At 57.1% G+C, this 24,939-nt stretch carries 26 protein-coding genes and 1 tRNA gene; 6 read left to right on the top strand and 21 right to left on the bottom strand.

Going from position 1 to position 24,939, the window contains the following annotated elements; all coding sequences use genetic code 11:
• Positions 1 to 64 precede the first annotated feature (64 nt).
• Entirely contained in the window at positions 65 to 1,120 is a 1,056-nt protein-coding gene (gene sohB, locus OQ287_RS04650) for a protease SohB (protein ID WP_250937116.1), read from the bottom strand.
• Positions 1,121 to 1,216: 96 nt separating this feature from the next.
• Between sohB and OQ287_RS04655 the strand changes: the two genes are divergently transcribed.
• Positions 1,217 to 1,540, top strand: a complete 324-nt coding sequence (locus OQ287_RS04655) for an SCP2 sterol-binding domain-containing protein (RefSeq protein WP_250937118.1) — start codon at positions 1,217 to 1,219, stop codon at positions 1,538 to 1,540.
• Between the two features lie 7 nt (positions 1,541 to 1,547).
• Here OQ287_RS04655 and nudC read toward each other — a convergent pair whose 3' ends face one another.
• The 4 genes from nudC to OQ287_RS04675 form a co-directional block, all read right to left on the bottom strand.
• A complete protein-coding gene (gene nudC, locus OQ287_RS04660) occupies positions 1,548 to 2,327 on the bottom strand; it encodes an NAD(+) diphosphatase (RefSeq protein WP_250937121.1) in 780 nt (259 codons plus the stop codon).
• A complete protein-coding gene (gene dnaQ, locus OQ287_RS04665) occupies positions 2,320 to 3,090 on the bottom strand; it encodes a DNA polymerase III subunit epsilon (RefSeq protein WP_250937123.1) in 771 nt (256 codons plus the stop codon). The genes nudC and dnaQ overlap by 8 nt, the downstream gene beginning before the upstream one ends.
• A 53-nt stretch (positions 3,091 to 3,143) precedes the next feature.
• The gene (gene rnhA / locus OQ287_RS04670) at positions 3,144 to 3,599 is read right to left on the bottom strand and encodes a ribonuclease HI (protein ID WP_250937132.1); all 456 of its coding nucleotides are present in this window, start codon (positions 3,597 to 3,599) and stop codon (positions 3,144 to 3,146) included.
• An 84-nt stretch (positions 3,600 to 3,683) separates the two neighbouring features.
• Positions 3,684 to 4,469: a methyltransferase domain-containing protein gene (locus OQ287_RS04675; protein WP_250937133.1), complete on the bottom strand. Its 786-nt coding sequence runs from the start codon at positions 4,467 to 4,469 to the stop codon at positions 3,684 to 3,686.
• 86 nt (positions 4,470 to 4,555) lie between these two features.
• Here OQ287_RS04675 and gloB point away from each other — a divergent pair, with 86 nt between their 5' ends.
• The 3 genes from gloB (at position 4,556) to OQ287_RS04690 (ending at position 8,546) form a co-directional block, all read left to right on the top strand.
• A complete protein-coding gene (gene gloB, locus OQ287_RS04680; RefSeq protein ID WP_250937144.1) occupies positions 4,556 to 5,323 on the top strand; it encodes a hydroxyacylglutathione hydrolase in 768 nt (255 codons plus the stop codon).
• 72 nt (positions 5,324 to 5,395) lie between these two features.
• Positions 5,396 to 6,703: a LysM peptidoglycan-binding domain-containing protein gene (locus OQ287_RS04685; RefSeq protein WP_250937147.1), complete on the top strand. Its 1,308-nt coding sequence runs from the start codon at positions 5,396 to 5,398 to the stop codon at positions 6,701 to 6,703.
• A gap of 109 nt (positions 6,704 to 6,812) precedes the next feature.
• Entirely contained in the window at positions 6,813 to 8,546 is a 1,734-nt protein-coding gene (locus tag OQ287_RS04690) for a YcaO-like family protein (RefSeq protein WP_250937150.1), read from the top strand.
• A 66-nt stretch (positions 8,547 to 8,612) separates the two neighbouring features.
• On the opposite strand, the gene OQ287_RS04695 is transcribed toward OQ287_RS04690, so the two are convergent.
• From OQ287_RS04695 to OQ287_RS04705, 3 genes are read right to left on the bottom strand one after another with little or no spacing between them, the layout of a single operon-like run.
• Positions 8,613 to 9,389: an amidohydrolase gene (locus OQ287_RS04695; RefSeq protein ID WP_250937153.1), complete on the bottom strand. Its 777-nt coding sequence runs from the start codon at positions 9,387 to 9,389 to the stop codon at positions 8,613 to 8,615.
• A gap of 22 nt (positions 9,390 to 9,411) precedes the next feature.
• Positions 9,412 to 10,143: an LrgB family protein gene (locus tag OQ287_RS04700; RefSeq protein ID WP_250937154.1), complete on the bottom strand. Its 732-nt coding sequence runs from the start codon at positions 10,141 to 10,143 to the stop codon at positions 9,412 to 9,414.
• On the bottom strand, positions 10,140 to 10,514 hold the full coding sequence (locus tag OQ287_RS04705; RefSeq protein ID WP_250937155.1) for a CidA/LrgA family protein: 375 nt from the start codon (positions 10,512 to 10,514) through the stop codon (positions 10,140 to 10,142). The genes OQ287_RS04700 and OQ287_RS04705 overlap by 4 nt, the downstream gene beginning before the upstream one ends.
• A 155-nt stretch (positions 10,515 to 10,669) precedes the next feature.
• On the opposite strand from OQ287_RS04705, the gene OQ287_RS04710 reads away from it, so the two are divergent.
• Positions 10,670 to 10,746, top strand: a tRNA-Pro gene (locus tag OQ287_RS04710).
• A gap of 128 nt (positions 10,747 to 10,874) precedes the next feature.
• On the opposite strand, the gene lipA is transcribed toward OQ287_RS04710, so the two are convergent.
• From lipA to OQ287_RS04770, 12 genes are all read right to left on the bottom strand, one after another.
• Positions 10,875 to 11,849, bottom strand: coding sequence for a lipoyl synthase (lipA, locus tag OQ287_RS04715; protein ID WP_250937156.1), 975 nt, complete (start codon positions 11,847 to 11,849; stop codon positions 10,875 to 10,877).
• A complete protein-coding gene (gene lipB, locus OQ287_RS04720; protein ID WP_407658223.1) occupies positions 11,849 to 12,541 on the bottom strand; it encodes a lipoyl(octanoyl) transferase LipB in 693 nt (230 codons plus the stop codon). The genes lipA and lipB overlap by 1 nt, the downstream gene beginning before the upstream one ends.
• Positions 12,538 to 12,807, bottom strand: coding sequence for a YbeD family protein (locus tag OQ287_RS04725; protein WP_250937157.1), 270 nt, complete (start codon positions 12,805 to 12,807; stop codon positions 12,538 to 12,540). Before OQ287_RS04725 ends, lipB begins: the two co-directional genes overlap by 4 nt.
• A gap of 110 nt (positions 12,808 to 12,917) precedes the next feature.
• Positions 12,918 to 14,090 (bottom strand): D-alanyl-D-alanine carboxypeptidase family protein, encoded by a 1,173-nt coding sequence (locus tag OQ287_RS04730; protein WP_250937158.1) that lies wholly within the window; start codon positions 14,088 to 14,090, stop codon positions 12,918 to 12,920.
• A 72-nt stretch (positions 14,091 to 14,162) separates the two neighbouring features.
• Positions 14,163 to 15,023, bottom strand: a complete 861-nt coding sequence (locus OQ287_RS04735) for a septal ring lytic transglycosylase RlpA family protein (RefSeq protein ID WP_250937160.1) — start codon at positions 15,021 to 15,023, stop codon at positions 14,163 to 14,165.
• 1 nt (position 15,024) lies between these two features.
• On the bottom strand, positions 15,025 to 16,053 hold the full coding sequence (gene mltB, locus OQ287_RS04740) for a lytic murein transglycosylase B (RefSeq protein WP_265895721.1): 1,029 nt from the start codon (positions 16,051 to 16,053) through the stop codon (positions 15,025 to 15,027).
• Between the two features lie 14 nt (positions 16,054 to 16,067).
• Positions 16,068 to 17,192 (bottom strand): rod shape-determining protein RodA, encoded by a 1,125-nt coding sequence (gene rodA / locus OQ287_RS04745; protein ID WP_250937166.1) that lies wholly within the window; start codon positions 17,190 to 17,192, stop codon positions 16,068 to 16,070.
• Positions 17,193 to 17,201: 9 nt separating this feature from the next.
• Entirely contained in the window at positions 17,202 to 19,112 is a 1,911-nt protein-coding gene (gene mrdA / locus OQ287_RS04750; protein ID WP_250937167.1) for a penicillin-binding protein 2, read from the bottom strand.
• A 24-nt stretch (positions 19,113 to 19,136) separates the two neighbouring features.
• Positions 19,137 to 19,604, bottom strand: a complete 468-nt coding sequence (gene rlmH, locus OQ287_RS04755; RefSeq protein WP_250937171.1) for a 23S rRNA (pseudouridine(1915)-N(3))-methyltransferase RlmH — start codon at positions 19,602 to 19,604, stop codon at positions 19,137 to 19,139.
• Positions 19,601 to 19,960 carry a ribosome silencing factor gene (gene rsfS / locus OQ287_RS04760; RefSeq protein WP_250937172.1) on the bottom strand — a complete coding sequence of 120 codons (360 nt, stop codon included), beginning with the start codon at positions 19,958 to 19,960 and terminating at the stop codon, positions 19,601 to 19,603. Before rsfS ends, rlmH begins: the two co-directional genes overlap by 4 nt.
• Before the next feature lie 63 nt (positions 19,961 to 20,023).
• Positions 20,024 to 20,671: a nicotinate-nucleotide adenylyltransferase gene (gene nadD, locus OQ287_RS04765; protein ID WP_322974098.1), complete on the bottom strand. Its 648-nt coding sequence runs from the start codon at positions 20,669 to 20,671 to the stop codon at positions 20,024 to 20,026.
• Complete coding sequence (locus tag OQ287_RS04770; protein WP_250937175.1) at positions 20,664 to 21,944, bottom strand: glutamate-5-semialdehyde dehydrogenase; 1,281 nt, start codon at positions 21,942 to 21,944, stop codon at positions 20,664 to 20,666. The genes nadD and OQ287_RS04770 overlap by 8 nt, the downstream gene beginning before the upstream one ends.
• Positions 21,945 to 22,098: 154 nt before the next feature.
• On the opposite strand from OQ287_RS04770, the gene OQ287_RS04775 reads away from it, so the two are divergent.
• Positions 22,099 to 23,508 (top strand): bifunctional DedA family/phosphatase PAP2 family protein, encoded by a 1,410-nt coding sequence (locus OQ287_RS04775; protein WP_265895722.1) that lies wholly within the window; start codon positions 22,099 to 22,101, stop codon positions 23,506 to 23,508.
• Positions 23,509 to 23,515: 7 nt separating this feature from the next.
• Here the strand turns inward: OQ287_RS04775 and mpl are convergent, their stop codons facing one another.
• On the bottom strand, positions 23,516 to 24,877 hold the full coding sequence (mpl, locus tag OQ287_RS04780; protein ID WP_265895723.1) for a UDP-N-acetylmuramate:L-alanyl-gamma-D-glutamyl-meso-diaminopimelate ligase: 1,362 nt from the start codon (positions 24,875 to 24,877) through the stop codon (positions 23,516 to 23,518).
• Positions 24,878 to 24,939 lie beyond the last annotated feature (62 nt).

The following is a 24,939-nucleotide window of genomic DNA, read 5'->3' on the forward strand; positions in this document are numbered from 1 at the left end:
ACGTAAAAAAGCCGGCACTGGCCGGCTTTTTCGTACAGGTCAATTTTCCTGCCTGTTAAATGGACTACATGCGATTCCAGCGTTGTTCCATATCCTGCTGCACACGACGATCCATCCCCTTGTCGACCAATATACTGGCACTTTTACCCAGCCGTGCCAGCGCTGATTTCCTGGTGACCAGCTGCACTTCAAGAATCCTTGCCTCCTCGGCGCGGCGCTGCAGGTAATCGTCACTGGTCAATACTTCATCTACCAGACCAAGTTTGACTGCCTGGGTTCCATACCAGACATCCCCTTCAGCCACCTGGTCCATGTCCAGCCGAGGTCGACGGGCGGCAACGTGCGTCTTGAACAACTCATGCGTCTTGCTCAGGTCTTCAAGAAACTTCTCTCGACCCTCTTCGGTATTTTCGCCCAGAAGCGTCAAGGTTCGCTTGTGCCGGCCCGCGGTCAACACCTCGACATCCACATCATTTTTCTTGAGCAGACGATGAAAATTGGGAATCTGTGCCACTACACCGATCGAGCCAATCACGGCAAAGGGCGCTGCCATGAGATGATCCGCACAGCAGGCCATCATATACCCGCCACTGGCAGCCACCTTGTCAACGCTGACCGTCAGCCTGGCCCCGGAAGCCTTTAGCCGATCCATCTGGGCCGACGCCAGCCCATAGGAATGTACCAACCCTCCTCCAGACTCAAGCCTTACCAGCACCTCATCATCAGGAGTCAGCAGTGGAAGCAGCGCCGTAATTTCCTGGCTGAAGGCCGACTCGCGCGATGCCCGGATGTCACCATGAAAATCCAGCACCCAGAGTGTCGGGCCTGTCGGCTCTGAACCGGATTTTCTGGCCGCCTTGCGACTTTTTTTCAACGTCTGAGCGCGCGTTTTTTCTCTGGCCTTGCGAACAGCCGCACGTGCGCCCTTTTCGAGACGAGCGTCCTCCAGTTGTTCACGATACTGGCGATAATACTCCTGTCGATCACGAATCTTCATGCTTTGGCGTGATGGCGCAGCCTGGCCACGTGCCCGAACGACAAGGGCAATGACAGCACCAATGGCAGCCACAATAGTGAGCGCCTCGGCAACAAATAAACCAAATTCGGATAACCAGTTCATGTTTTGTCCCATGCTGATCGGGGTGCGTTCTGAAACGCATTGAAAAAATGAGCCGGCTTGACGGACCCATCTGTCGGGATACCAAAGGATACACGCATGCATTCACTGATCGAAAGCATCCGCGAAAGACTGGAAAACCATTTCAACCCCCGAGCGGCCAGGGGTATTCGCAACGTGTTTGTGTTCGATCTCACTGATGAGAAGACCTACACCCTGCTCATTGACGACGGCACAATGCAGTTTGATCAGTACCGTCATCCCGAACCCGACATCACCTTCATTACGGACAGCGCCACGTTAGAGCGTATTTTCAACGGCGAGGTCAGTGGCACCACTGCCATGATGATGGGCGATATCAAGGCAGAAGGTGACTGGATGGTAGCCACGCGCCTGAAGCGGCTGTTCAAAACCATCAAGTAATCAGACCTTAACCGGAGGGCGCGACCCCCTTCAGGAAATTGTCGATCAGGGAATGAGCAATGGAAAACGACGGTGGCAGTCCGGGAAGGTATTCCGGACTGAACCAGTCCGCCGCCTCGATTTCCACGCCATCGATGGTAATGTCCCTGGAAGCCGCCTCCGCATAAAACCCCATCATCAGTGAGTGAGGAAAGGGCCAGGACTGGCTTTTGAAGTAGCGGACGCGACCGATGCTCACACCGACTTCTTCCATTACCTCACGCCGCACCGCAGCTTCAACGGATTCGCCGGCTTCAATGAAACCCGCCAGGGTACTGAAGCGTCCGGGAGCAAAGCGCGGGCTTCGGGCCAGCAGCAGATCCCGGCCGTGTGTTACCAGAGTGATGATACAGGGTGATATACGCGGAAAGCTCGTCAGCCGACAGCTCGGACACACCATGGCAAATTCAGTCTGCTTGCGGCGCATTGCGCTACCGCAGCGGCCGCAGTATCGGTGGTCACGACGCCAGGTCATGACCTGAAGCGCCGTGGACAGTACCTCAGTCTGTACTACAGGCAACTGCCCCAGCCATTCACGCGCTGACATCCACGCTGCCGCCTCGGGCTGATCATCCATGGCAACGGCAATCGGCTCACCGTTCCAGTACCCCAGAGCCACTGCACCATCAGGCCACCGCACATCGTAACTGATGACACCATCATCACCCGGTGCCACCCCCTGGTCATTCATGCGAATCAATTGACCCCTGCGTACGCGGTCAATACCCACCAGTGTTCGCTCAAACATCCCCGGCTCCCTGACCGGATTCAGTCAATGCGTCCCACAGGCATTGGCCCGAGGCACCACGAATCCTGGCAAGTTTTTCCGCGTGGGCCTGCCACTCATCCTCGCTTGGCCGCACTACCCGCAACGCCGCTCGATCCTGCTGAATCCGACCCGCGTCCTGAACTGTACTACCGGGCTGGGTATTACTGCTTTCCGCTTCCTGATCTGCCAACAGAAGTGCTGTCTGCCCACCGGTCATGGCCAGATAAACATCTGCCAGTATTTCAGCATCAAGAAGAGCACCGTGAAGTTCTCGGTGCGCATTGTTCACGTCATAGCGCTTGCACAATGCATCAAGGTTATTGCGCTGACCGGGATGACGATCACGCGCCATCTTCAGAGTATCAAGAATCGTGCAGTGATCCTTTACCGGCCCCAGCTCCGGCGCACCGCGCTCCTGATTGAGAAGGCTGAATTCATGATCGATGAAACCTACGTCAAACGCCGCATTATGGATAATCAGCTCGGCGCCCTTGATAAACTCCCAGAACTCATCTGCAATGCCACGAAAGGCCGGCTCATTGGCTACACGTGCATTATCAATACCGTGGATGGCAATGACCTCGTCATCGATATGACGCTCGGGATTGATGTACTGGTGATAGACCCGCCCGGTAAAACGACGGTTAACCACTTCAACCGCACCGATCTCGACCAGCCGGTGCCCTTCCCTTGGATCAATACCGGTCGTCTCGGTATCAAGCACAATACTTCTACCCGCCATGGCGCGCCTCCATGAATTACAGCATTTTCAATACAAACGGGGATGCGCCCCTGTCAGGAACTGCGATCCTCAAGATTATCCATGGCCTCATTGGCCAGCGAATCGGCTCGCTCATTACCGGGGTGGCCACTGTGTCCCTTGACCCAGTGCCACTCGACCTCATGACGCTCGCATTCGGCCAGCAGCGCCTGCCAGAGCTCGGCGTTCTTGACCGGCTGTCTGGCCGCGGTTTTCCACCCCTTTTTGATCCAGCCATGAATCCACTCGGTGATGCCCTTTCGAACGTACTGGGAGTCAGTCCATAGATCGATTCGGCACGGCCGATTCAGTGCCTTGAGCGCCATGATGGCCGCCGTAAGCTCCATGCGGTTATTGGTCGTCATCAGCTCGCCGCCCTTAAGACATTTCTGATGCTCTCCGGCCTGCAGTACGGCACCCCAGCCGCCTGGGCCGGGGTTACCCCGGCAACCACCGTCGGTATAAATCACTACTCGAGACTGCTGACTCACTATCATGTTTCCTGCTGTACTGCGGCCCAGGGGGCCAGATAAAAACGGCGAAAAGTCTAACACGTTGAAACCGGTTCAGCGTGGTCATCGCTCCCGGACAATACGGCGCTGATCATTACGCGCCAGCCGGGTACCCGCGCCGGAAAGAGATGATGGCAACCAGGTGCGCATCCGGTCACGTACCGGAATCGGCCGTACGGGAACGCTCTGTCGGCACGCTTCAATGATGAGCGTATCGGCGCCCAGCGGGCAATTATAGCGTCGCCCGACCGTTTCAAGGCGGCCGCGCTGTCTTAGCGAAGGGGAAAAGTTGCAGTAATGCACCTGCTCCACCCTGAAGTCGACGAATGCCAGCCAGTCAGTCAGTTGCTGCACACTGCGCCCACGTGCAGGACTCATGACCGCACGCTGGCGTCCCTTCAATCGTGCCTTCCACCACCGCACACCAGAGGGACACCAGCCCAGTAGAAAAAGGCGACCGGAATCGGAAGTGACTCGAGTGGCTTCACGCAACACGGCATGCGGCTCATCAGTCATCTCAAGTAGATGGTGCACCACGACAAGGTCCATGGCTTCATCTTCAAGGGGGAGTGCCGACGGCGAACAGACCAGGGTTGACAGTGATGATGCCTGAGAAACGGAAGGAGCCCAGTGGATCACTTGATTCATGACATGGGCAGCAGGAAAGATGGGCACGCAGGACAGCTCAAGGGCCCGCTGTCCACGCAGGGATTCAAGTCGTGGACCAAGAACTGCACGCTGATTCTTCAACAGGTGCTGCCCGGTGACGCCGGCCCAGAACGACCTCGCTTCAATGGTACCCTCAGGCCAGGGGCCTGAAGGACGTACCAGATACTCAAGATTTGACATATGACGCGCTCCACCGCAAGGTTGACGCTCATTTCAGGTAGTTATTTCCACTGTTATCAACGCGCATAACCACTATTGAGGCTTTCATGTTGACCGTGAAACCGCTTCCCGCTTTCCAGGATAATTATATCTGGATTTTACAGCAGGATAATGACGCCCGCATCGCCGTGGTCGACCCGGGCGACGCCGACCCGGTAATCGAGTATATAGAAGCCCACGGCCTGGTGCTTGATACGATCCTGGTAACACACCATCACAAGGATCACACCGGCGGACTGGCCACACTGGCCGACCGCTATGGCCCGAACATCATCGGCCCGGCCGATTCCAGCATTACCCACCTGACAAGAACGGTAAGCGACGGTGATACCGTCCGCCTTCTGGGACGGGTATTCGACGTCATGGCCACGCCTGGCCATACCCTTGACCACCTCAGTTTTCTGGCGGCGGGCACGCCCGGCCTTCTTTTTTGTGGCGACACTCTGTTCTGTGCCGGGTGTGGGCGACTGTTTGAAGGCAGCCCGGAGCAGATGCACAAGGCTCTTCAGCGGCTGGCCGCTCTGGATGACGATACCCTGGTATTTGCCGGGCATGAGTACACCCGTGCCAACGTGGCATTCGCCCGGGCAGCAGACCCGGACAATGCCGCGCTTGAAGCCTATCAGGCAACCTGTGAGCGGGAGCGGGAGCACGGTCGCCCGACACTACCCAGCACGATCGGACGGGAAAAGGCCATCAATCCATTTTTAAGGGTTCACCGCCCGGAAGTACAACGCGCTGTCGCTACTCAGGGCACTGCCACAGATTCATTGACCACCTTTGCCACCATGCGGCAATGGAAAAATAATTTTTGATCGCCGGCACGGTTTTATAACCACAAATGGCTCGTAACGTGGAGCCGTGCTGCAGCAAGGAAAACATACAACATGATCACCCCGCGACCGCACCGATTTGTGCGCTGCCTGACGGGGGCACTGGTTCTGGCCACATCCCTTGGCGGTGTGTGCCTTCAGGCGCGTGCAGATGCGCCTGCCGCCCGCTCCTTTTATAACAGCCTGACGCTGCAGAAAACCGCATATCACTCCGTCTGGGAACGTCTCCGATCAGGCATGACACTGGCGCATGACACCAGCAACCCACGTGTTCGCGCCTGGATTGAATGGTACCAGGCTCACCCAAGGCATCTGGAGCACACCGTCGAGCAGGCCCGCCCATGGCTTCGTTTTGTGACCCTTCAGGTAGAAAATCGAAATATTCCCGCCGAAATTGCCCTGCTGCCCTTTATCGAAAGCGCCTATAACCCGACAGCCAGGCACCCTTACAGCGGGGCAACCGGGATGTGGCAATTCATGCCGGTAACCGGCGATGAAATGGGCCTCGACCGCACCTGGTGGTATGACGGCCGCAAGGATGTAGTCAGCGCCACCAGCGCCGCCCTGGGCTATCTCGACAAACAGCGCACCCGCTGGTATGACGGTGACTGGCTACTGGCTCTGGCGGCATATAACGCAGGTGCCGGAACCGTCAATCGGGCCCAGGCCCTGGCAGCCGCCAGAAGCCGGCCTACTGACTACTGGCATCTGCATCTGCCGGCAGAAACCATGGATTACGTGCCAAAACTGCTGGCGCTTTCGGCCATCATTGCCCATCCAGCAAGATATGGCATGTCGATCAATACCATCCCGGACAAGAAGACCTTTGCCGAGGTTCGAACGCATGGCCAACTGGATCTGGAACTGGCCGCGCGCCTGGCAGGCACCTCACTGGAAGAGATTCGCGCCCTCAATCCGGGATATCGCCGCTGGGCTACTCGGCCGGCAAACAATGGTCCGCTACTTATACCGGTTCATCGCAAGGCTGCATTTGAACAGGCTCTGGCCAGCCTTCCGGCCTCGGAGCGTGATACCTGGCAGCGCTACACCGTAAAACCCGGGGACGCGCTGTCGGTCATCGCCCGACGCTACAATGCACCCCTGCATATCATCAAGGCGCGCAACAATCTTACCTCCAGCCGCCTGAGGGCCGGCCAGACCCTGCTGGTCCCCGGTCATGTTGATCAGATGCTGGCAAGCGCCGCTCCGACAACTCCACAAGCCCGAGTCATCGTCAGCCGTGGGGACACCCTGTCTTCGATCGCGTCACAGCATGGCCTGACTACTCGCCAGCTGGCCACCATCAACAACCTGTCTACCGCCGACGTATTGCATCCCGGCCAGACACTGTCACTTCGCTGAGCGTTTTTTAACGGGCCGAAAGGCCCGTTATTCGTCCTATAACCCTGTTGAATGCATGCTAGATTAGCGGCAGAACAGTGCCGGTGGTCACCTGTTGAACGGGGACGATATGACGCAAACCTTCGCTACCGGAAAGGATAGCGCGCTTGAGCAGGCCATCGCATCAATGCAGCAGGCCCTCCGGTCTCTCGGGTTCGCCGTGGAGGAAACTCACTGGCTGAACCCCATACCACATGCCTGGTCGGTCAGGATTCAGGATGCCCACTGCCCGCAGATAGCAGCCAGTGGGCGCGGCAGCACGCGCAATGCTGCCCTGGCCAGTGCCTGTGGCGAACTGCTGGAGCGGCTTTCTACCCGTTACCTGTGGGCTCATACCTACCTGACCCCTGTCCTTGAGCACTTCGATTATATTCATCAACCGGATGAACGGTGGCTTTCGGTAGACCGCGATGATCAGACATGGCCCGAGCAACTGATGGACCCACCCTGCCGGGCAACGTATAACCCGCATCGCCACATTAGCCTGATGGCACTAGTGGATAGCCACGGTGATATTGGCCGAGGCATCTGCATGCTGCCCTTCATTCGCCAGCGCGATGGCCACAGGATCTGGTTCCCTGTCAGCCTTCTTGCACATCAGTTCGAATCGATCGGCATGGCATCCGGTAACAGCCGTGAAGAAGCCCAGATTCAGGCAATGTCGGAAATACTGGAGCACACCATCAAGGCACGCATTCTTCGCGAGTCAATGACCCTGCCCGCAGTGCCCGATGAGGTTATCAATCGCTACCCGAATATCAGCGCCGGTATTGATGCACTGAGAGCTGCCGGATTAACGCCCCGAGTACTGGATGGCTCACTGGGCGGTCGGTATCCCGTCATGTGTCTCGCTCTGCAAAACCCCAATGACGGAGGACTGTGCGCTGCCTTTGCAGCCCACCCCTGCATGGAGATTGCGCTGGAACGAACCCTGACCGGCCTGCTTGAGGGCCGAAGAATCGAACAGCTCGATGGCTTTCCTGCACCCGGTTCCGTTTCGGATCAGAGCATCCTGACAGACAATATGAAACGGCACGTTATACCGGCCGATGGCCACCTGAGCTGGGCACTTCTGTCTGACACACCGGATACCCCCTTTGTAGACTGGAACGACGATCGTGATGATTCAGCACGGTGCCGCGACCTGATGACACTGATTCATCAGGAAGGCACCGATGTGTATATTCTTGAAAGTACCCATCTTGGCATATATACCTGTCGCATCATTGCACCGGGCATATCGGACGTTGAACCACCAGACCATGTCGCGAAAGGACATCATCGCCTTATCCTTGCTCATCGGGCAACGCTGTTCAACCTGCCAGGCGCCCCCCGATCGGCATGGCATGCCTTTCTTGAGGATCTTGAAACTGCCGATATCAGCGATCAGCGGCCGGTTCTTGACTGGGCCGGCATCATTGCAGACCCCGGTACTGCCTGGGAAAGACTCAGGACAGGAGAGCTCAAGCTATGGCTGGCACTGGCACTGGGTTACCAGAAGGAAGGACTGAAATATATTCGCGATATCCTTGCTACCTCGGCGCTTATGCCGACAGACAAGGGGCGACTGCGCGCGCTGCAGGATGTGCTGGAACTGAATCTGAATGCCGGCTCTCTGGAGGCTTACCGCGCGGCACTGAACAGCTATCACGGCGAAGCGCTGGTGGAAGAGGCTGAAGAACTTCTTGATGGCGTCACTGTATTTCCTGACCTTGACGTCATGGATCCCTGCCGACCTACCGAGGCCCATGGTCGCTTCCTGGACGCCTACGCAAGGGTACTGCTGAGCCAGGCCGTCAAATAGCGACCATCCCATTAAAAAAAGCGATGCACGCACCGCTTTTCCGCACAAGGCCAACTGCACTATATCTTACATCGAGAAGGTATCCGCGTCCTGCCAGGCAGGAAAGCCTGCACGAAAGGCTTCAAGCTCATCACGCCTGAACGTGATCGATTCGACAAAGGCCTGATGCTGAGGCGGGTCCAGCAGCAACTCGCCCTTGAAGTCAATGGCCAGCGAATCCCCACTGTATGCCTGCCCCTTTGCATCATCACCCACGCGGTTCACGCCCACCACATAGCTCAGGTTTTCAATGGCACGGGCCTGCAACAATGTGCGCCAGGCATGACGGCGAACGGCCGGCCAGTTGGCCACACACAGCAGCAGGTCATAATGCACCGGATTATTACGAAGCCAGACAGGAAAGCGCAGGTCATAACACACGCTCAGCATGATTCGAAAACCATTACGCTCAACAATGACAGGCGCCCTGCCCATGCCATAACGCTCGTGTTCACCAGCCATACGGAATAAATGACGCTTGTCATACCAGACAAGCTCACCCTCGGGCGTGGCCCATATCATGCGATTAAAGCATTCACCATCATCCTCGATAGCCACGCTCCCTGTAATGACAGCCCCCAGTCGACGGGCCTGGTCCTGCATCCAGGATACCGTAGTGCTCTCGGCCATGGGCTCGGCCATTTCCCTTGAATTCATGGTGAACCCGGTGGCAAACATCTCCGGCAGTACAACGATGTCGGTAGTTTCCACGCTGGAAAGAAGTTTCCCCAGACTCGCTCGATTGGCCGCCGGATCTTCCCAGTGCAAATCAGGCTGCACCAGCGTCACATTCAATTGGCTCACATCACACTCCAGAAAAGACAGATCAGGAAAGCCCTGACAGATGAAGAACAAAGGGCAGCACGAAAGCAGTCATCAGGCCGGTAAGCCCCATGGCCAGACCAGCAAAGGCCCCTGCCAATGGTCCGAGTGTAGCAAAGCTGTGGGCAGTGCCGAAGCCATGCGCCGACAGTCCCATGGTAAACCCCTGCACCGTAGGGTCCTTCATGCCGGCCAGCCTGAACAGCAGTGGACCTGTCGCCGACCCGATGGCGCCGGTGATAAGTACCAGCCCTGCCGCCAGAGAAGGTATCCCCCCCAGTTCATTGGCAATGCCCATTGCAATGGGGGTAGTCACGGAGCGCGGCGCCAGCGTCATCAGTATTTCGTGCGGCGCCCCCATCAAAAAGGCGATACCGAGGGTCGTCATGGCAGATACCAGAATCCCCACCAGACAGGCTCCAAGAATGGGCAACAACATGGCACGCACCTTGGCCAGGTGATCATAAAGCGGGATCGCCAGTGCCACCGTAGCAGGCCCCAGAAGAAAATGAATGAACTGGGCACCTTCAAAATAACGCGCGTAGGAAGTTTGCGTATAAAGCAGCACACTGACAATCAGGGTTGTCGCCACAATCACGGGGTGAAAAAGAACAAACCCCTTTGACCAGCGATTGGCATACACCCCCACCATATAGGCCAGTAGCGTCAGTAACAGGTTCAACAAGGGTTCGGAGGTAAGATATACCCATAGCTGGTCAAGTGCGCCGAGGGTCATGCCTCTTCCTCCTGCTGAAACTGCTGCCCGTTGCGACGTTTCATCCAGGCCAGGCAATAAAGCGTGGCCAGCTGGGTCACAATGGTCGAAACAACCAGCGTTGCAGCGATGGCCGCGAAGTTGTTGCCAATCAGGCCAAAGTGCACCATCACTCCTACCCCGGCCGGCACATACAATAATGTCAGATACTTCAACAGCCCTTCCGACGCCAGTCTGACGCTGTCCGGCACGCGTCCGATGATCATCAGCGCCACCAGCATGATCACCATGCCGGCGACGGGCCCAGGCACCGGAAGATGTGTAGTCTTGACAAGCAGCTCTCCCAGGAACTGACATACAAGCAGTCCGGAAAAGCCAAACAATAGCGGCATATCCACCCTCTCCTGTTTCTGTCATGACGTTGTTGTTATTTTCCTACGTCATTGATTATGGGACAAGCTGCAAAAGGACAACGACACCTCTTTTCTTTTTTTAAACAGTGGTGTAGGATACGCTCCGTTCTCAAGGCATTACGCCTGACAACATTCGGAGCGTGGCGCAGCTTGGTAGCGCGCTGCAATGGGGTTGCAGAGGTCGCAGGTTCGAATCCTGTCGCTCCGACCATGAATATCAAAACGCCTCAAGGCTCGCCTTGAGGCGTTTTTTTATGCCTCCACCAGGCACCAAAGATATTCCGATCGCGTAAAAAAAGCCCGCCTTGTGGCGGGCTTTTGAACATGAAGTCGGCGAGCTTACTTCACCTTTTCCCCATGTGCCTGCTTGTCGGCATGGTAGCTTGAGCGAACCAGCGGACCGGAAGCCACATGCACAAATCCCATTTCATGGCCCTTTTCGGCGAACCAGTCAAAGGTATCCGGGTGAACCCAGCGATCCACCGGCAAATGGTTACGCGATGGCTGCATATACTGACCCAGCGTGAGCATATCAACATTATGGGCGCGAAGGTCCTTCATGACCTCGATAACCTGCTCATCGGTTTCACCGACACCCAGCATCAGGCCTGACTTGGTCATCACTTCCGGGCGAGCTTCCTTGTAACGCTTCAGCAGATCCAGTGACCACTGATAATCTGCCCCCGGACGCACTTTCCGATAGAGTGTCGGGACAGTTTCCAGATTGTGGTTAAACACATCCGGTGGCTCCTGGCGCATGATATCAATGGCGACATCCATCCGACCGCGGAAATCAGGAACCAGCACCTCGATTTCAATGGATGGGCTGGAAGCCCGAATCTCGCGGATGCAGTTATTGAAGTGCATGGCCCCTCCATCACGCAGGTCATCACGATCCACGGATGTAATGACCACGTACTTGAGACGCATTTCAGCGATGGCATCGGCAAGTTCACGTGGCTCGTCTTCATTCAATGCGTTGGGACGGCCATGAGCCACGTCGCAGAAGGGGCAACGACGAGTGCAAATGTCACCCATGATCATGAAGGTAGCCGTACCCCCATTGAAGCACTCACCAAGGTTGGGGCATGATGCCTCCTCGCACACGGTATGCAGCTTGTGGCGACGCAGGGTTTCCTTGATACGGGTAACTTCTTGGGATACCGGCATGCGAACCCGCAGCCAGTCCGGCTTTTTAGGCAGGGTTTCTGTCGGGATAACCTTGACCGGGATGCGCGCGACCTTTTCAGCGCCACGCAGTTTTACACCGCGTTCTGCGCGTTGTTTTTTCGGAGTTGCATGAGTTTCGGTCATTAACGCTGTCCTGTGTCGAAAAAAGTGTCGGCCAGAGCGGCAGGTAAATCAGGCCGCATGACCCATGAAGCGTCGTTGAGATGATGTGCCAGATGCCCCAGCACACGGTGCATTTCGGCAGACTGATCAACGGCTTTCGTAATCAGATCAGCCAGCTGAGTCATTTGCAGACCGGCATAACCGCAAGGATTGATAGCGGAAAACGGTGTCAGATCCATATCCAGGTTATAGGCAACGCCATGATAGCTGGCTCCCTTGCGCACCCTCAAACCCAGAGAGGCAATCTTGCACTGGTTTACATAAACACCTGGTGCATCGGGTCGGGCTGCTGCAGAAATGCCATGATCGGCGAGACTCTCCACCACGCACTGCTCCAGCGCGCTCACCATGTCACGTACCCCCACACCGCGACGCCGCAGATTGATCAGGGGATACATTACCAGCTGACCCGGCCCATGATAGGTGACCTGGCCACCACGGTCTGTCTGAACCAGAGGGATGCCCGTAGACGCCAGGATATGCTCGGCCTTGCCGGACTGCCCCTGAGTAAAGACCGGGTCATGTTCGACAACCCATATCTGATCCGGGTCATCGTCTCCCCGGGTATCAGTGTAGGCCTTCATCGCCGCCCAGACAGGCTCATAGGATCGGCGACCCAGACAGAATACCTCAATGGCGTCCAGGGCGCTCAAAGCACCATCCGCACGCGCTTGTTGGCCTGAAGCGCTCTGAACAGCAGTGACAGATGCTGCGGGCTTTCAGCGCGAAACGACACACGTACCGACATGTAAGTGCCATTACTGCTGGGCTGTGTGGTCACCTTGTCAGGATCAAAGCTGTCACCACAGTGTTCTTCCATAAGAGCGATAACGTCCAGCTCGAGCTGGTCAACGTTGTCACCCACTACGCGCAGACCATAGTCGCGCGGATAATCAACAAGCTCATCAGATGCAGACATGATATGTCGCTCCACGTCCAGGGGAATGCCGGGTATTTTACGCAAAAAAAGGCGGCCCGTCAGCCGGGCCGCCTTCATTGCATCACTTCATCGCTGAATCAGCATGCCTGTCAGAACAGGTTCATGACAAACTGAACAACCTTGTCCCAGATGCGCTTGAAGAAGCTGCCTTCATCAATGTCGTTCAGGGCCACCAGCGGTTCCTGATGGATAACGCTACCGTTCTGGACAATATCGATCGTACCAACCTGCTGCCCTTTCGTGATGGGCGCATCGATATCCTTGTTGATATTGATTCGGGCGTTAAGCGCCGTATTGCCCTGACTGCTCAGCGTCAGGAAAACATCATGATCCACGCCGGCAGACAGCTCATTGCTGGCCCCGCCCCAGACGCGAACCTTTTTCAGCACCGCCCCCTGATCGTAAACCTTCTGGGTCTTGAAATAGCGGAACCCGTAGCTCAACAGCTTCTCTGATTCCTGAGCACGCGCATTTTCCGACCCCGTGCCCATGACAACGGAAATCAGTCGGGTACCGTTTTCCTTGCCCGAAGCCACCAGGCAAAAGCCCGCAGCATCGGTATGGCCGGTCTTCAGCCCATCAACCCGGGCATCACGCCACAACAGCAGGTTGCGGTTCGGCTGGCGAATACCATTCCAGGTGAAATACTTCTCGGAATACAGCTTATAGTGATCAGGAAAGTCCTTGATGATGTGTTGAGCAATCGTGGCCAGATCAGCCGCGGTTGAATAGTGCTCATCATCCGGCAGACCGGTAGGGTTCTTGAAATGCGTATTCTGAAGCCCCATGCGCTGTGCATGCTGATTCATGAGATCAGCAAAGGAAGAAGTACTACCGGCGATATGCTCCGCCATGGCGACGGTCGCATCGTTGCCCGACTGCACCACGATCCCCTGCATCAGGTCCTTGACCGGCACCTGTGAGCCTACCTTGACAAACATCCGCGACCCGCCGGTCCGCCAGGCATTCTCACTGATACGTACGGTATCATTCGGCGACAGACGGCCGTGATCCATCTCGTATTCAGCAATATAGGCAGTCATCATCTTGGTAAGGCTGGCTGGCGGCAGCCGGGTTTCTGCATCGTGCTGCACCAGAATCTTGCCGTTACGTGCATCCATCAATACCCACGACTTGGCATTGAGCTCCGGGGGAGATGGCACGAAATTGGCTACATTGGGTCGCGGATCAGCGACCGGATCTTCATCGGCGGCCAGCACCGGAGCCGCTGCCAGAAAGGCAGTACTTATCACTGCGGCCATGGAACAACGCCGCAAAAGGGTAAAGGATGCTGCTAAAAAAGTCATAGAGCTTGCTCTCGTTTAAACTGCTATTCACTCCGAGGGAGAGACCGTAAACGCCTGAGGATAACCAGCACGCCCCAGGGCAGATTTTGTTGATTGTACGACAATCCTGTCGGCCAGTGGTCCAACCTGCACCTTGTACACCCCCTGCTCATGAATCACACGGACAGGGTGCGCTACCCGTGCAGCAAGTTGTTGTCTCATCTGCTCAGCCTGTGCAGCCTGCTTCAAGGCTGCCACCTGAACGAAATAATTGCCGGCCGCAGCGGCCTGACGGTTGTTCGATACCGCGGCAGGCACAGCACCTGCAGCCTGTTTGACTGGCGCTGCCTGTTTCCATGTATCGGGATCAATGGCATCCACCCGAACCCGCCCGGTGCCGTGGTGCAGAATATCCAGTCGATAGGCAGCAGCGTAGGAAAGATCGATCAGACGGTCATCATGAAATGGACCACGGTCATTGACCTTCACGATCACGCTTTTGCCATTATCAAGGTTGGTGACGCGCGCATAGGTAGGCAGTGGCAGGGTCTTGTGGGCTGCCGTCATCTGATACATGTCATAAAGCTCGCCACTGGCCGTGGCATACCCCTGAAACTTGGTACCATAAAATGAAGCCAGCCCGGTGGCACTGTACCCGTTACTGTTGGGCAGAACATGGTAGGTCTTGCCCCATACGGAATAGGTCGGTCGGTTGCCGCTGGCGGACCGCGGCTCCTTGCGAGGTACCGCGTCCTTGACATGGGACATGTCCAGCATGTCCTCGGGATACCCATCCTTGTCCAGGTGATAGCGACCACCGGAAGAGGAACTACCGGCGCCTCCTCCACTGCTGGCGCAGCCCGTCAGGGCCAGCGCCAGTGCCAGAATGCAGCAAAACTGTCTCGACACCTTATTTCTCCTGTGCCATGACGTCCTTGATGTGCTCTGCCAGGGTCGTGACTGCCATGGCGTAAAGGTGGCTATGGTTGTAGCGCGTAATGACATAGAAGTTGGGCATTCCGAGAACATACCGGGTATGGCCATCTTCGAAATCAAGCGCTACCGGCAGCACCGAGGTATTACTCGGCAATGCGCCGTCAGCCTTGATACCAGCCTGTTCAAGCGCTGCGATGGTGGTCGAGGTTCCCTTGCTCACCTGGTTGAAGGCGATGGCACCGGGCGGTGTCATGGGACCGGTTGCATCAATGTAAATCGGTTCGCCGCTCTGCCAGTGATGACGTGAAAAATAGCTCGCGACACTGCCAATGGCATCTTCCGGCTCGTTCCACAGGTCCTTGATTCCGTCGCCATTGAAATCGACAGCGTAGGCCTGATAACTGGTGGGCATGAACTGCGGATACCCCATGGCACCGGCATAGGACCCTTTCAGCGCCAGCGGATCAAGCCCCTGATTCAGGGTAATATCCAGGTAGGCTTCGAGTTCCTTGCGGAAGAAATCGGCACGACGCGGAAACTCGAAAGCCAGCGTCGACAGTGCATCAATGACGCGATAAGAGCCCTTGTTACCACCATAGGAGGTTTCGACCCCGATGATGGCCGCGATGATCTCGGGCGGTACGCCGTATTCCTGCTGGGCACGCATCATGGCATCGTGATATTTTTCGATAAAGGCCGCACCGGCCTGCGCACGCTTGGGCTGAATGAAGATATTACGGTATTCATCCCAGCGAAGGTGGCGCTCGGCAGGCCGTGTCATGGCCTTGATGATGCTCTGCTTGAGCTCGGCGTTCTGCATGACCTGGATCAGCTTGCTGCGGTCCAGCCCCTTGGCATCAAGGCTATCGATCATCGCCCTGACCTCGGGATGGTCGACCGGGTCAAACTCCCCTGCTGCCATCGCTCCAGAAGAGAAGATGCCCAGCGATATTGCCAGACAGCCAGTAACCAGTCCCTTTCCTTTTACAGCATGTAGCGCCATGCAGAACTCCCTTTTCACGACGATGACTTGCGATGGGTATAAACGCTCATCAGGATACCGAAGCCGGCCATCAAGGTCACGCTGGCCGTACCGCCGTAGCTGACAAGAGGCAGTGGCACACCGACGACCGGCAATAAACCACTGACCATACCGATGTTGACGAACACATACACGAAAAACGTCAGGATCAAACTGCCCGCCAGCAAGCGACCATAGGTATCACCAGCCCTGCTGGCCATGAACAGCCCCCGACAGATAATAAGCAGATAACACAGCAGCAGCAGTAGCATACCGATCAGCCCGAACTCCTCACCCAGAACCGCGACAATGAAATCGGTATGGCGCTCGGGCAGAAACTCGAGCTGGGACTGCGTTCCCTCCATCCACCCCTTGCCGGATATCCCTCCGGAGCCGATCGCGGTCTTGGACTGAATGATGTTCCAGCCGGCGCCCAGAGGATCACTTTCAGGATTCAGAAAGGTCAGAACACGCTGCTTTTGATAGCCATGCATGTTAAGCCATAAAAGCGGCAGCGCCGCGAGTGCCAGCACGGCAAAAAAACCGACCAGTCGCCACGACAGACCACCCAGCAGCACCACGAATACGGCCGAGGAAGCCACCAGCAGCGAGGTCCCCAGATCAGGCTGCTTGGCAATCAGGGCTACCGGCAATCCCATGATGAACAGGCAGATACCCAGATCGGTCCAATTGGGAGGCAGGTCACGCTTGGAAAGATAGGCAGCAATCGTCATTGGCATCACTATCTTCATGAGCTCTGACGGCTGAAACCGTACAACGCCGGGTATCTCAAGCCACCGCGTCGCCCCCATGGCGTGAGAACCGATCACATCCACAGCAACCAGCATGGCTACAATCGACAGGTAAAACAGAGGGACCATTCGCATCAGCAAATGCGGCGGGATCTGAGCCACCACAGCCATGACCGCGAAGGCTGCGACAAACCGCATGGTTTGCGCTTCCACCAGATAACGGGACTCGCCACTGGCACTATAAAGCACCACCAGCCCACTGCAGACCAGCACCAACAGCCCCAGCGTCAACCAGGGATCGATTCGCCAGCTGCGCCAATGAAATCTTTTTTTATGACGCCGGCGAGAACGTGATGCTACATGCTGCATAAGCCTTCCTTAATGATCAGACGCACCACTGGCAAGCTCTTCAATATCGGGAGCCGCAGCCACTGCTGCCTCCTTTTTCATTCGAGGCAGCAACCAGGCATCCAGCATCTTGCGGCCGATGGGCGCTGCCAGATGATCACCACCCCCATTTTCGATGATAAGGGCAATGGCTATCTGGGGTTCATCAACCGGGGCAAAGGCCATGAACAGCGCATGATCCCGCAATCGTTCACGCAGCTCGGAGGCGTTGTACTTCTGGTTCTGGCCCAGCGTAAAGACCTGCGCCGTCCCGGTCTTGCCTGCCATCGTGTATTCAAGTCCTCGCTTGAGCGACCTGGCCGTCCCTTCATTGCTCTGAATGACGTCTTCAAGCCCCTGGTCGACCAGATGCCACCACTGGCTGTTTTTCAGCTCGACATCCGGCGGCGTTTCCGCGAAGGGAGGAGCGATCGGAGTATCACCCACCTTCATCGCCAGATGCGGACGCACCCATTTGCCCTTGTTGGCCAGCACTGCGGCAGCTGTCGCCATCTGTAGCGGCGTCGCCAGCCAGTATCCCTGCCCGATGCCCACCGAAAGGGTCTCGCCGGGATACCAGGGCTTGTTGAACCGGCCGCGCTTCCAGTCCGGCGATGGCATGATGCCACTCTGGGCCCCCCATACATCCATGCTGTAATCCGTGCCAAAGCCGAAGCGTTTCATGAAATCCGACAGACGGGTAATGCCCATGTCATGGGCAACAGTATAGAAGTAGGTATCGTTGGAAACCCTGAGCGCCCGCCGCATATTGACGCGCCCATGCCCCCAGCGCAGCCAGTTTCGGTAACGGCGCGAGTCATTCGGCAGCCTGTAATAGCCCGGGTCATAGACGGTTGTCTGTGGCGTAACCACCCCGTTCTCCAGACCGGCAAGGGCCATGTAGGGCTTGACGGTCGAGGCAGGCGGATACTGCCCCCGTACCGCCCGGTTATACAGTGGCAAATCATGATCTTCCTGCAGGGCCCGATAGTCCTTGGTCCCGATGCCGGTCACGAACTTGTTGATGTCATAACCAGGTGTCGAGACCATGGCCAGAATGCCACCGGTAGCAGGATTGATGGCCACGATGGCACCACGCTTGCCCTCCAGCAACCTGTAACCCAGTGACTGGAGGTCACTGTCGATGGTCAACGTCAGGTTTTTCCCGGACATCGGCGGAGTGCGATCCAGTTCACGAAGCGCACGGCCGCGGGCGTTGGTTTCCACCGTGCGGTAGCCAACCTTGCCGTGCAGTTCGTCCTCATAAAATCGTTCGATGCCCAGCTTGCCGGCAAAGTGCGTACCAGCGTAGTTCCCCGCATCCAGCCGTTTCAGGTCCTTTTCACTGATCCGCCCTACATACCCCAGCACATGCGACATGACGTAGCCGTTGGGGTAATAGCGCAGTAGCTGAGCCTCTACGTCGACACCGGGCAGTCGGTAACGGTTCACAGCCAGATTGGCGATCTGCGCTTCCGTCAAATCACTCATCAGCAGGGCGGACTGGTAGGGACGCTGGCGCTGACGTGAACGACGCTCGAAAAGCGCTATATCATCCTTTGGCAGATTGAGAATATCCACCAGCAACCTGAGCGTCTCATCAGCATCATCAGCCCGCTCACGCACGATGGTCAGGTTATAAGTGGGACGATTTTCCGCCAAAACGCGATGATTACGATCAAAGATGAGGCCACGATTGGGCGGCAGGGGTTCAACGCGCATCCGATTGTTGTCGGAACGCGTGATAAAAACGTCGTGCTTGATGACCTGCAGATAGACCAGACGGCCTATAAGTGTCGACATCAGCAGAACAACGACCAGAAGCGCCACAATGCTGCGGCGCCTGAACAGACTGATTTCCTGCTGGGTATTGTTAAGCGTTGCGCGGCGGCGTGGACGCATGTCGCACTTTGACCCAAGTTGGAATTAGCGGTGGTAAGGATGTCCCGCGAGTAGTGTCCACGCACGGTAAAGCTGCTCGGCCAGAATAATTCGAACCAGCGGGTGCGGCAGCGTCAGCGGTGACAGTGACCAGGACTGATTGGCACGGGCAAGGCAGCGAGCGTCAAGCCCGTCCGGCCCCCCGATCAACAGCGCAATATCCTGTCCCAGCGATCGCCACTGCTCCATGTGCCCCGATAATGCCGGCGTATCCCACCGTTTCCCCGGGACATCAAGCGCAACCACATGATCCTGTTCACGCAGCTTTGACAACATGCGATCACCCTCCTGGGCAATCGCCTTGTCTACGGAGCTGCTTTTCTGTCGCGGCCCCGGTGCCAGCTCAATGAACTCGACCGGCATGTCGCGTGGCATGCGTTTGACATATTCATTGACGCCGCGTTCCACCCAGTCCGGCATTTTTGTGCCGACGGCCAGAATCTTCAGCTTCAATGGCGGACCCTGGACTCGCGATCCGTATCGGAGGGCAAATCACTCCAGAGACGCTCAAGGTCATAAAGCGCACGGGTATCCGGTGTCATGACATGAACAACGACGTCACCCAGATCTACCAGGACCCATTCGCTGCCCTGCTTGCCTTCTACTCCAATGGGCTGAAGGCCATTGGCCTTGACATCAACAACGACGGCATTGGCAAGCGCGTTGATATGACGGCTCGAAGTGCCGCTGACTACAATCATGACATCCGTAACGTTGGTCAGTTCGGAAACGTCCATCGTCGTAATGTCACGCCCCTTGAGCCCCTCAAGGGCTTCGACGACCAAAGAGGTCAGGGTTTCTGTTTGCATGGTGTCTCGACGGTTGATTAAAAGAGGTGGCATTGTACTGACACAGTCAGCTTTCGCCAGCATTTATTGATCATAAAGGCCATGGTCCCGAATGTAACGCTCCACGGCGCGAGGAACCAGAAAACGTATGGAATCTCCCGCACACAGACGAGCCCGAATATCGGTGGAGGAAATGGCCATGGGCGACGGAAGCGAGAGGCGAAGCCAGCGACCGGCCGGCGCGTCATCAAACAGCGCTGCGGGATCGGCGGCATGACGCGCCTTCAGCCATTCGCCAAGCTCTTCTGGCAGGGACAGCTTATGGCCCGGCCGTGCGATCACCACCAGGTGGGCATAATCAAAAAGCGCGGCAGGCGCTCGCCACTGATCCAGCCGTTCGAACGCATCATCGCCAATGGCCATGACCAGACGGACATCGGGACCATACTCCTCTCGAAGGGAGCGCAATGTATCCAGTGACCAGGAAGGTCCGTCTCGTTTCAACTCTCGATCGTCCGCCAGCAGCCCCGAGGCGCCATCAATGCCGGCCTTCAGCATGGCCAGCCGGTCCACCGCGGAAGTAGCCGGCTCATCGCGGTGCGGTGGCACATGGCACGGAACCATATGCACCCGGTCAAGCGCCAGCGCCTCACCAAGCTCAACCGCACTGCGAAGATGCGCCAGATGAACCGGGTTGAACGTTCCCCCCAGCATGGCAATTCGCTCAGCCACGGCACTGCCCCTGACCGATCACGATGTATTTCTGGGTCGTCAGGCCTTCAAGCCCTACCGGTCCACGTGCATGCAGCTTGTCGGTAGAGATACCGATTTCAGCGCCCAGACCATATTCACCGCCATCAGCAAAGCAGGTCGGCGCATTGACCATGACAGAGCTTGAGTCGACCTCGGCCATAAAGCGTTCGCTGGCCGTCAGACTGTCTGTCACGATGGCGTCACTGTGATGGGATCCGTAATGGTTGATGTGTGCAATAGCCTCATCCAGATCATTTACCACCCTGACGGCCAGCACCGGCCCGAGATACTCGGTGGACCAGTCATCAACCGTCGCAGGATGCACGGCAACCAGCGACTGCACCGTGTCACATCCCCGAACCTCGACACCATGCTCCACCAGACGCGACACCAGCGCAGGCAGTATCGCTGCTGCCCGGTCCCGATGGACCAGCAATGTCTCCATGGCGCCACAGATGCCATACCGATAACACTTGGCATTGAAGGCAATATCCATGGCCATGGCATCACTTTGCGCCTGGGCATCAATATATACATGACACAACCCTTCCAGATGCTTGAGCACTGGAATCGTTGCCTCGTTCGAAATGCGCGTAATCAGCGACTTGCCACCCCGCGGAATGATCAGGTCAACCAGTTTGCTGGCCGTGATCAGTGCTCCGACCGCCGCGCGATCCGTGGTACCTATGACACTGACGGAACCGTCAGGCAATCCGGCAACCGCAAGGCCATCCTTTACGCAGCCAGCAATGGCGGCATTGGAATGACGAGCCTCTGATCCTCCGCGAAGCACCGCGGCATTACCTGCCTTGAGGCACAGGGCTGCCGCATCGATGGTCACATTGGGACGAGACTCATAAATGATGCCAATGACACCGATCGGCGTTCGCCGTTTGCCGATGCGCAGGCCATTGGCCTGTTCGCGCACCTGGTCAAGCGCCCCCACCGGATCAGCCAGCGAGGCAACCGTGCTCAGCCCCTTGATCATGCCATCGATGCGCTCATCGGTCAGTGCCAGCCGGTCAATGAGAGCCTTGTCCAGCCCCTGCGCTCTGGCCAGATCAAGATCAAGCTGATTGGCCTGTTTCAGTGCCTCACGGCGCGAATCCAGCGCCTCGGCCATGGCCAGCAGCGCCTTGTTCTTGTCGTGTGCCGGTGTACTTCGCAGCACCTGGCTGGCTTCACGAGCCGCCTGACACAATGCGTAAACGTGTTCCTCGACCGATACTGATTCGGCCTGCCCCTGATTCATGCCTCTCTCCCTGTACCGGTGTATAACGCATTCACGTCACTATAAGTCAGCCGCCCGGGCAAGTAAAAATCAAGGCCACCCACAACCCGCTTATGGCACACTGCGTTAGTGGGCAGGATACCCACAGATACATGGACGAAGGAAATAATGGTCAATGGAAGCTTCCACGTGGATAGACCCCATCGCACATTCACCCACCCTGTTGATCATCGCGCTGGGCGTGGTGGCGGCGCTGGAATCCCTGGCAGTGGTTGGACTGGCCTTTCCGGGCGTCATCATCATCACTGCCATTGCTTCTCTGGCCGGCCATGACAATTTGTCCATCGTACTGCTACTGATCAGCGCCACCCTCGGTGCCATCGTTGGCGACGGGCTGAGCTACTGGCTGGGATACAGCAACCGAGAGCGGCTGCCGCGGATGTGGCCCTTTCACCGTTATCCGGAGGCCCTGGCCCGCGGGACATCCTTTTTTCATCGCTATGGCGTGATGTCGGTGCTGCTGGGCCGTTTCATAGGCCCGATTCGCCCCTTCATTCCGCTGGTCGCCGGCATGTGTCACATGCCGTCAGGCCGTTTTTTTACCGTCAATATCATGTCGGCCCTGTTATGGGCGCCGGCCTATGTGTTGCCGGGGTATTATCTGGGCAGAACCTGGAAAACCACGCTCAGCCATTATCAGGACAGTTTTGGCTGGTTATTGCTGCTGGGACTGGTAGTCATTACTGCCTCCTGGCTTTTTTCATTTATCAGGCGCCATACCGAGCGCACAGGCTCGCTGTACCGCCTTGTGCTTCAGTGGGCACGCCGTGCCGCATGGCGCCGACGTTTATGGTTAAGCTTTCGAATGAATAAAACTGCAGGCGCCCCACCCTTGCCATCACTGTTGCTGCTGATTGGCGCACTTATCGGTTTTACCGGATGGAGCCTTTTCATTGCCCATCATCCCGACCCCTTGCCCTTTGATCACCGGGCCAACGCCTTTTTTACTACCCTTGAGAGCCCTGCCGCCAATGCGGTAGCCCTGATGCTTGCCAAGGCCGGCGATAAGCTGGGGATTCTGGTACTGATGGCACCATGGATGCTATGGCTTGTCATTCAGCGCTACTGGGTCACCCTGTTGCACTGGTTTGGGGCCCTGGGTGGCATTGCGCTGGCCAATATCTGGTTCAAGCATATGGTAGGCCGCGCTCGACCCATGACACCGGATTACCTGACCGGCTCCTTCTCCTACCCAAGCGCACATACTTCAGGCGCAGTAGTTGTCTATGGGCTGGCGGCGGCATTCATTGCCGATGGCGTAGTGCGACCACAACGACGTCATTGGGTCTACTGGGCAGCAACCCTGCTGATTGCATTGATGGCATGGTCGCGCTTGATGATGGGCGTACACTGGGTCAGCGATCTGATTGGCGGGGCGCTTCTGGGATTGTGCGTCTGTGCGGTCACTCGGATCAGCTACCACCGATTTTCGCATCGACCGGTAGCACGTCTGCCCTGGGGGCACCTGCTGTGGGTAACGGCGGTTCTCATGGCCGGGCGCATCATGCTGTTCCCGGCCGTGTAAGTCAGCGTCAGTTCACGAGCGCCGCCAGCAGGCGCTCGTGAACGCCTTCAAAGCTGCCGTTGCTCATGACCACCACCAGATCATGTGCTGATGCCATCCCCGCCACACTGTCCACCAGTTCATCGATATGATGGAAAACATGGGATGGCACCGAACTGGTGGAGACCACCTCATCCAGTGACCAGTCGAGTCCAGCCGGCTGGAACCACCAGACACCATCGGCCTGTGCGACACTACTACTCAGCCGAGCCTTCATGGTACCCAGCCGCATGGTGTTGGAGCGGGGTTCGATCACTGCCCACAGGCGGCCACCACGTTGACGTGCCAGGGAAGAAAGCCCTTCCAGGGTGGCCTCGATAGCGGTCGGGTGATGCGCAAAATCGTCCATGACCATGACACCCCGCACCTCGCCGCGCACCTGCTGACGGCGCCTCGGTGGATTAAACCGGCACAGCGCAGCGGCGGCACACTCGGGATCGACACCCACCGACTCGGCAGCCGCCATTGCCGCCAGAGCGTTCAAGGCATTGTGCCGCCCGGTCATGCCCCATTCGATGGTGTACTCCGCCTCACCGTGACTGACACGCACCTGCTGACCACCGGAGGCCAGACGTGCCTGCCAGCCGCTATCGCTTCCCCCGAACCGAACAACCGTCGACCATACACCTCTTTCGAGCACTCGCTCGAGTGCCGCAGTATCATCGGCAACAATAACGCTGCCCGACCCAGGCACCGTTCGCACGAGGTGATGAAACTGACGTTCAATGGCGGCCAGATCATCAAAGATATCGGCATGATCGAACTCCAGATTGTTCAACACTGCGATATCCGGCCGGTAATGAACAAACTTGGAACGCTTGTCAAAAAAGGCCGTGTCGTACTCATCCGCTTCGACCACAAACAGTGGTGCCTTGCCGCTGGCCGGGCGCGCCGATACGTCAAAGTTGCCGGGCACACCCCCGATCAAAAATCCGGGCGCCAGACCCGCCCACTCGAGAATCCACGCCAGCATGCTCGCCGTTGTCGTTTTCCCGTGTGTTCCTGCTACTGCCAGCACACGATGCCCCGGCAGCACATGCTCGGAAAGCCACTGTGGGCCGGAGGTGTAAGGCAGCTTTCGATCAAGAACTGCTTCCACCTCAGGGTTACCACGCGACAGCGCGTTTCCGATCACCACCAGATCCGGAGTATCGGTCAGGTTATCAGGATGAAAGCCGGACATCAGTCTGATGCCCTGCTCTTCAAGCTGAGTACTCATCGGCGGATAGACATTGGCATCGCTGCCGGTCACCCGATGCCCGCACTCCCGCGCCAGCAGCGCAAGGCTGCCCATGAACGTACCGCATATACCTAGAATATGAACGTGCATAAATCCTGACTCATCAATAAAGCCGGATCAGACTAGCACGCAGATCAACAAGTCGTCAGTCT

It is taken from the genome of Larsenimonas rhizosphaerae (assembly GCF_026240105.1).
Lineage (GTDB): Bacteria > Pseudomonadota > Gammaproteobacteria > Pseudomonadales > Halomonadaceae > Larsenimonas > Larsenimonas rhizosphaerae.

Coding starts and splice junctions, on each gene's coding strand:
- sohB (WP_250937116.1), bottom strand. CDS start 1,120: ATGAACTGGTTATCCGAATTTGGTTTATTTGTTGCCGAGGCGCTCACT.
- OQ287_RS04690 (WP_250937150.1), top strand. CDS start 6,813: ATGACGCAAACCTTCGCTACCGGAAAGGATAGCGCGCTTGAGCAGGCC.
- OQ287_RS04675 (WP_250937133.1), bottom strand. CDS start 4,469: ATGTCAAATCTTGAGTATCTGGTACGTCCTTCAGGCCCCTGGCCTGAG.
- rsfS (WP_250937172.1), bottom strand. CDS start 19,960: ATGCAAACAGAAACCCTGACCTCTTTGGTCGTCGAAGCCCTTGAGGGG.
- OQ287_RS04730 (WP_250937158.1), bottom strand. CDS start 14,090: ATGGCCGCAGTGATAAGTACTGCCTTTCTGGCAGCGGCTCCGGTGCTG.
- dnaQ (WP_250937123.1), bottom strand. CDS start 3,090: ATGGCGGGTAGAAGTATTGTGCTTGATACCGAGACGACCGGTATTGAT.
- OQ287_RS04685 (WP_250937147.1), top strand. CDS start 5,396: ATGATCACCCCGCGACCGCACCGATTTGTGCGCTGCCTGACGGGGGCA.
- OQ287_RS04775 (WP_265895722.1), top strand. CDS start 22,099: ATGGAAGCTTCCACGTGGATAGACCCCATCGCACATTCACCCACCCTG.
- mltB (WP_265895721.1), bottom strand. CDS start 16,053: ATGGCGCTACATGCTGTAAAAGGAAAGGGACTGGTTACTGGCTGTCTG.
- OQ287_RS04655 (WP_250937118.1), top strand. CDS start 1,217: ATGCATTCACTGATCGAAAGCATCCGCGAAAGACTGGAAAACCATTTC.
- mpl (WP_265895723.1), bottom strand. CDS start 24,877: ATGCACGTTCATATTCTAGGTATATGCGGTACGTTCATGGGCAGCCTT.
- gloB (WP_250937144.1), top strand. CDS start 4,556: ATGTTGACCGTGAAACCGCTTCCCGCTTTCCAGGATAATTATATCTGG.
- OQ287_RS04770 (WP_250937175.1), bottom strand. CDS start 21,944: ATGAATCAGGGGCAGGCCGAATCAGTATCGGTCGAGGAACACGTTTAC.
- mrdA (WP_250937167.1), bottom strand. CDS start 19,112: ATGCGTCCACGCCGCCGCGCAACGCTTAACAATACCCAGCAGGAAATC.
- rodA (WP_250937166.1), bottom strand. CDS start 17,192: ATGCAGCATGTAGCATCACGTTCTCGCCGGCGTCATAAAAAAAGATTT.
- OQ287_RS04725 (WP_250937157.1), bottom strand. CDS start 12,807: ATGTCTGCATCTGATGAGCTTGTTGATTATCCGCGCGACTATGGTCTG.
- OQ287_RS04705 (WP_250937155.1), bottom strand. CDS start 10,514: ATGCCGCTATTGTTTGGCTTTTCCGGACTGCTTGTATGTCAGTTCCTG.
- nudC (WP_250937121.1), bottom strand. CDS start 2,327: ATGTTTGAGCGAACACTGGTGGGTATTGACCGCGTACGCAGGGGTCAA.
- lipA (WP_250937156.1), bottom strand. CDS start 11,849: ATGACCGAAACTCATGCAACTCCGAAAAAACAACGCGCAGAACGCGGT.
- OQ287_RS04700 (WP_250937154.1), bottom strand. CDS start 10,143: ATGACCCTCGGCGCACTTGACCAGCTATGGGTATATCTTACCTCCGAA.